This is a genomic window from Mesorhizobium sp. M1A.F.Ca.ET.072.01.1.1 (genome assembly GCF_004023325.1).
Lineage (GTDB): Bacteria > Pseudomonadota > Alphaproteobacteria > Rhizobiales > Rhizobiaceae > Mesorhizobium.
In genome coordinates this window covers 1-2801 of sequence record NZ_RZSF01000547.1, presented here as the reverse complement: position 1 = coordinate 2801, position 2801 = coordinate 1, and the positions used below count along the sequence as shown (strand labels likewise).

Annotated in this window: 3 protein-coding genes and 2 tRNA genes; 1 reads left to right on the top strand and 4 read right to left on the bottom strand. The window is 63.2% G+C overall.

Features of this window, described 5'->3' with window-relative positions; all coding sequences use genetic code 11:
* Together EOA32_RS36005 and EOA32_RS36000 are read right to left on the bottom strand one after the other, a co-directional pair.
* Positions 1-379, bottom strand: a 379-nt coding sequence (locus EOA32_RS36005; RefSeq protein WP_145971483.1) for an FAD-dependent oxidoreductase, incomplete at its 3' end; no start/stop codon positions are given.
* Between the two features lie 230 nt (positions 380-609).
* Positions 610-686, bottom strand: a tRNA-Asp gene (locus tag EOA32_RS36000).
* 218 nt (positions 687-904) lie between these two features.
* On the opposite strand from EOA32_RS36000, the gene EOA32_RS35995 reads away from it, so the two are divergent.
* Positions 905-980, top strand: a tRNA-Val gene (locus EOA32_RS35995).
* 22 nt (positions 981-1002) lie between these two features.
* Here EOA32_RS35995 and EOA32_RS35990 read toward each other — a convergent pair.
* The gene (locus EOA32_RS35990; RefSeq protein ID WP_128374216.1) at positions 1003-1773 is read right to left on the bottom strand and encodes an SDR family oxidoreductase; all 771 of its coding nucleotides are present in this window, start codon (positions 1771-1773) and stop codon (positions 1003-1005) included.
* Between the two features lie 13 nt (positions 1774-1786).
* On the bottom strand, positions 1787-2782 hold the full coding sequence (locus tag EOA32_RS35985) for an ABC transporter permease (RefSeq protein WP_128374215.1): 996 nt from the start codon (positions 2780-2782) through the stop codon (positions 1787-1789).
* Between the last annotated feature and the right edge of the window lie 19 nt (positions 2783-2801).

Genomic DNA, 2801 nt, shown 5'->3' with positions numbered 1-2801 from the left:
CGGCAGCGATCTTCATGAATTTTTCGAAGCGGGCCATTTCGCGGTCGGAGCCTGCCAGGTAAGTCACGCCTGTCTGCTTCAAGCCGATGTCTTCGCCGCATTCCTCAGCCAGCTGCCGCCAACGACGGGACGCCTCGATCACGATCGGCAGTTCGTCCGCATCGCGTCCCTGTTTGCGGATCCATCCCCAATTGCGGGAGGACTGTTCGGCGGCGATGCGTCCCTTTTCCAACAGCGTCACCGAGATGTTGCGCCGCGCAAGAAAAAGCGCTGTCGTCACGCCGATAACGCCCCCACCGATAATGACGACGTCAGCGCTTTTTGGTGGAGGGCCGGGAAATTGAATCGGATCTGCTTCGGAGAACGGGAAAGTAGGCAAGCGGCGAATCCTGAAAAGGCCGCGTCAGCTATGGCCCACCGGCAGCCATCCTTCTTGAGGCAGTTCAGGGGGAAGGTGGAGCACAGGCCGCCTGACGAGCGGCTCCCGTAGTCGCCCATTCAGACGCGGTGGATCGCGAATGTTGGCCGTAGCGAATACAAAAAGTTGAAACTCTGCGGAAAATGAAAGTTCAAGCTTTTGAAGAGCAGGGCCTAAACCCTTGAAAAGACTGGCGCGAGTGACGGGGCTCGAACCCGCGACCTCCGGCGTGACAGGCCGGCACTCTAACCGACTGAGCTACACCCGCGCACTGACGAGCACGTGTCAGGCGTGTTCGTCGTTGGGGCGCTGGATAAGGGGTTCGTTTGCGGGTGTCAAGCGCGGCATGTGAGCATAACAGCAATCAGCAGAAGGTTTTTTGACAAGTGCGCCGGCATTGGCGAAATCCGTCCGACAGCGGGTGCGCCGGCTGTTCATTGGGCCTTGCGAATAGAGCTCTAACTGCTTAAAGGTCCGGCCGGGAGCGGGCGATTAGCTCAGTTGGTAGAGCGCTTCGTTTACACCGAAGATGTCGGCGGTTCGAGCCCGTCATCGCCCACCAGTTTCCCGGCACAATCAAGAACTCACGGCGGCGTCAGGCGGAAATCCTGGCCTTCGGGCAGGAGCTGGCCGCCATCGACGACGATCGTCGTGCCGGTGATGTAGCTGGCGTCGTCGGAGGCCAGGAACAGGAAGGCGTTGGCTACGTCGCGCGGCGTGCCGAGACGTCCGAGCGGCACGGCGTCCTCCATGCTCTTGATGAAGGCGGCATCGCGGTGAAGCTTCATGCCTTCGGTCAGGATGTTGCCAGGCTCGACGCCGTTAACGGTGATGCCATAGCCGGAAAACTCCAGCGCCGCCGCGCGGATGAAGCCGTTGATGCCGGCCTTGCTTGCCGAATAATGGCCGTGGCCGGGGCTGCTCACCTGCGGGCCGGTAATGGAAGAGGTGAAGAGCATGCGACCGCTGCCCTGAGCCTTCATCGGTGGAAGCGCTGCCCGCGCGGTGTTGAAGCTGCCGCGCAGATTGACCGCCATGACCCGGTCCCAGTCCTCCGGGCTGGTGTTCTCGATCAGTTGCCAGGGATAGATGCCGGCGTTCTGGACGATGATGTCGAGGCGGCCGTGACGCTGCAGCGCCAATGCCACCACCGCTTCGGCGTCGGCCATCTTGGAAATATCGGTGCGGATGAAGGCGGCACCCAGTTCGTCGGCGCTCGCCCTGCCGGCTTCGGCTTCACTGTCGGCCAGCACAAGGCTGGCGCCTTCCTCGGCGAAGCGCTGGGCTATGCCCCTGCCGATGCCACGCGCGGCCCCGACGATCACCGCCACCTTGCCTTGGATGCGTCCGGTCATGCCAGCCGTCCTGTCATGCGAGTCTTTGGCGAATGGTTTGCTTGAAAGCGTCGAGAAGCACGGCCGCCAGCACCAGCAAGCCGTGGATGACCTGGGTGAAGTTGGCCGGCAGGGCCATGAGGTTGATGGCGGTGTTGATGGCCGACAGAAGCAGCACGCCGGCATAGACGCCGGGCAGGGTGCCGACGCCGCCTTTCAGGCTGACGCCGCCAATGACGACGGCGGCGAAGGCGTTGAAGAGCAGGCCGACCCCGAGATTGGCGGTGGCGCCGGAGGTGCGGATGGCGAGCAGCCAGCCGGCGAGGCCGGCGATGGCGCCGGCGAGCACGAAGGCGATGATCAGGTTGCGGTTGACGCGGATGCCGGCACGGAAGGTCGCGGTCTCGTTGCCACCGATCATCACCAGATGCCGGCCGAACGGCGTCTTGGCGAGAATCAGCGAGAAGACGACGAAGCAGCCGACAGCGATCCAGGCGGTGAGCGGCAGGCCGGCGAGCCGCTGGATGCCGAACCAGCGGATGGCCGGCGCCAAATCCTGCGCCGAGCGTCCGCCGGAAACGACAAGCACGAGGCCGCGCACCCAAATATAGGAGGCAAGCGTGATGATGAAGGCGCTCATCCGCAGTCTGACGATGAGGAAACCGTTGATGACGCCGATAAGGGCTCCCACGGCCAGGGCTGCGGCGAGTGAGACCGGCACCATCAGCCAGTCCGGATGCAACTGCAGGCCGAGGCCGATGCCTGACGAGCAGAACATGATGCCGACCGCCATGGCGCTGAGCGCCGCGACCGATTCAACCGACAGGTCCATGTGACCGGCAATGATGACCAGCGCCAGGCCGATCGACATCACGCCCAGCACGCTCGATGCCTCGACGATGTTGGCGAAGATCCCGAGCTGGAAGAAGTTCGGAATGAGGGTCGAGAACACGGCCAGCACGAAGACCAGCATGAACCAGACGAGATTGTCGAGCACAAGCTCGAGACTGTGGCGGGTGCGTGGGCTCATCGGCCGATCCGGTTAGCGT